Source organism: Moorena sp. SIO3I6 (assembly GCF_010672095.1).
The window spans coordinates 1-2,678 of the sequence record NZ_JAAHHU010000602.1; the positions used below are offsets into that span (position 1 = coordinate 1).

The following is a 2,678-nucleotide window of genomic DNA, read 5'->3' on the forward strand; positions in this document are numbered from 1 at the left end:
ATTCAAGGCTAAGTATCGCCAAGCCATGGATGAGCTACCCATTGATGATGCCACAGCGGATCGGATTGTGGAAGAAGCTAATGCTGCCTTTGGCATGAATATGAAGATGTTCCAGGAACTGGAGGGTAACCTGATTAAAGCCATTGGTATAATGCTATACAACACCCTTACCCGTCGTCGCGTTCGTGGCAGCACAGAACTAGCTACAGCTGAGTAAGCTTATTGCACAAACTGCGATTAGCACCAAAGATGGGTGGCGACTAATCACCTTAACTAGAAATCAAGGCGATTAGCTCTCGTCTCCTGTGATTAGTTATTAGTAGTTAGTAGTTTGGAGGTAAGCATTCAGCCTATCGCTATCAGCGATTAGCTTATGTGCTAGGCTGGATGCTTACGTTTTGAGTACTAACTACTAATTGACAATCTAATGTTGCAAAATTTTAAAAATAATTAACATAAAATTAACATAAATATAACTGATCAGATTGAAATTCATAGCCTCCCTGTTTAGAATAAAAGGCGAAATACGTCAAACAAAGCTTTTCTGCTGTGGAGGAAGCCTTTTTTTTGGTTTAGGTAATTCACAAATGTGAAGACTAGCCGAAATAGAGAACCTAAATAGCTGGAGTAAACGTTTTCAAGATTAAGACCCCTACTAATTAACACCCCTACTACTCAGAAAGACAAAGCCTTTCACAGCAAATTGAAATTGAGTCAATCTACTATTGACTCAAGATTAGAGTCTGTCAATGGTTTTGAGGTAAGTCTTTTCAAGATCTACCATAAGAAGTCCCGCCCTGTACCAATAGGTCAGGGTGGGCAACAATTTTGGGCAGGGTATTCCGGGGTGCTTATTGGAGTTTTTTTTTGGTAAACCAATACTTTAAAAGAAAGAAAAACTGAGCTCGTGTTAGGTGCGCTTTCCGTGATGGCGAACGCGCCCCGCGTGACCTACGGTCAAGGGATTGCTCGCCATCACGGGTCGCACCTCCAGTGGTGCGCGGTAGTGTTTATAGTTGTTGTTGTTTTGCTAATAGGTAATGGAGAATGGGTAATGGGTCGGGAGTAATTTTCTTAGCACTTACCACTTACTACTTATCACTTAATTATTAGCAATTAATTATTAGCAATTAGCCAAGATATACAATAGCAATGCTCCCAGACATGATCTGAGTAGCGTATCTTATGCAATGCCATTGAGCGATCGCCAAGCATTCCGGCAGCACGATTGCTCTTGAAGCTATTGTTATTTTCAAAAATCAAATAAAGAACGAACGATGAATCAAACTATTTCAGATGCAGCAATGGTAACTCAACAGGGAAAATTTTCTACTACCAATAATTATACCATAACAACGTTTAAAGGCTCTGGTGGCGATATACCTGATGGCAAAGGCAGCTTTCTGGATAACATTATCGTTAAGGAAAATTTCCAGGTTAAGGAGGTTAGCGTCAAGCTACACAATATGGTTCACACCTGGGTAGGTGACCTAGTAGTGAGCTTACGCCATGGGGAGACCGGAATTGTAGTCGATTTGTTCCAACAACCGGGTAAACCAAACTTTTCCTCCAGTGGCTACAGCAGCGATATCAAGGGAGATTATAGTTTCAATGACCACAATTCAGAGGACTTTGAGGCAGCTGCTGGAGCTAATACCGTTGTCCCTAGTGGGAATTATCACCCTGTAGAATCCTTATCAGCATTTGATGGTCTTTCTGCAGCTGGAAGCTGGCAGCTGATCATCAAAGATAACGCGGCTGGTGACTCGGGTTCCCTGGGTTCTTGGAGCTTAGATTTGGGGTATACTCAATCTGCTTAAAGCTACTATCGGAATTGGTGATTATTGCTGTCACCATCTGTTGATGCTTGGGTGGAATTCCTGTTGACAAGTTGGTAACTCTCCCATTCACCACAGGTGATGCATAGGTGATGCATAGGCAAAGCAGAGGATTTTGGCTGAGTGCTTCTGAGGTCGGGGCGTAAGACCTGTTCGCGGTCGAAAGGTGTTTAGCAGGCAGTCTTCTGTCAACTTGGAAGCCCCTTGCTCAGCATAACTAGCAAGGGGTATAGCACTACGCATTCAGATTAAGACATTTGTAAACTCCGAAACTTACTCATAGCTTACTTCTGACTTCTGACTTCTGACTTCTGACTTGCGCGTAGCGCTATATACCCCTCTTAAGCGTAAAATTGAATATCCTCCCCACAGTGATCTACTAGGTAACACAGAGCCCGGAAACGCAGGCTAGCTAATTGCTCATAGAGAGGGTTGAGCTTACATAGGGGAGGGATGTGTAGTACTAAGTGACCGAAAAGTTTTAAATCCCGCTCAAAGGGACATTGACCAGGAATAATTTTGGATAGGAATCTAGCTAGGGTTTGATCTGTAATTTCTATTTGATCCAGCCATTGGCGCACAGGTTTTAGTAAGTCAACACGTTTTTTGGGCAGTGGCTCAGGCGGAGTGAGACTGCTATTGAGATCAGCTACCTCTGAGAGGGATGGATTAGTACTTTGCTTGTTGGTTGTGAACATGGCTATACATCTCTAAATTTAATCAATAAAGTCCTCAGCAAAGGTATCACTGTGGAATGCCTTTTACAGAGTTCTAGTTAAGTAGGTAGACATCCAGTAATCAAACACGATTACTATTGCGCTGTATTGCCATATTGGCGGT

General features: G+C 42.7%; 3 protein-coding genes. 2 read left to right on the forward strand and 1 reads right to left on the reverse strand.

Going from position 1 to position 2,678, the window contains the following annotated elements:
- Both F6K49_RS40165 and F6K49_RS40170 read left to right on the forward strand, forming a co-directional pair.
- On the forward strand, window positions 1-217 hold a 217-nt coding region (locus tag F6K49_RS40165), incomplete at its 5' end, for a biliverdin-producing heme oxygenase (protein WP_293106385.1).
- A 1,060-nt stretch (window positions 218-1,277) separates the two neighbouring features.
- Window positions 1,278-1,820, forward strand: a complete 543-nt coding sequence (locus tag F6K49_RS40170; RefSeq protein ID WP_293106390.1) for a proprotein convertase P-domain-containing protein — start codon at window positions 1,278-1,280, stop codon at window positions 1,818-1,820.
- Between the two features lie 359 nt (window positions 1,821-2,179).
- Here the strand turns inward: F6K49_RS40170 and F6K49_RS40175 are convergent, their stop codons facing one another.
- Window positions 2,180-2,536 carry a Mo-dependent nitrogenase C-terminal domain-containing protein gene (locus F6K49_RS40175; protein ID WP_293106394.1) on the reverse strand — a complete coding sequence of 119 codons (357 nt, stop codon included), beginning with the start codon at window positions 2,534-2,536 and terminating at the stop codon, window positions 2,180-2,182.
- Between the last annotated feature and the right edge of the window lie 142 nt (window positions 2,537-2,678).